At 69.7% G+C, this 234-nt stretch carries 1 protein-coding gene; it reads right to left on the minus strand.

Going from position 1 to position 234, the window contains the following annotated elements; all coding sequences use genetic code 11:
• On the minus strand, positions 1-234 hold a 234-nt coding region (locus ACQG3P_RS24270), incomplete at both ends, for an efflux RND transporter permease subunit (protein WP_426806479.1).

Genomic DNA, 234 nt, shown 5'->3' on the forward strand with positions numbered 1-234 from the left:
CGCGGACATGTTGCCCCACTCGACCGCGAGCGCGTCGCTCTCGACCTTGGCGATTTCCGCCGGGCGCGCCACCTCGGGCATGCGGTCGGCGCCGCGGCTGACGGCGTCGCGCACGTCGTTCGCGGCCGCTTCGATATCGCGGTTGGAGGAGAAGTCGATGCTGACCTGGGCGCGGCAGATGGAGCTGCGCGCGTTGATGGTGTCGATGCCTTCGATGCCGGCCATGGCGTCTTC

It is taken from the genome of Stenotrophomonas sp. SrG (assembly GCF_050031795.1).
GTDB lineage: Bacteria > Pseudomonadota > Gammaproteobacteria > Xanthomonadales > Xanthomonadaceae > Stenotrophomonas > Stenotrophomonas rhizophila_A.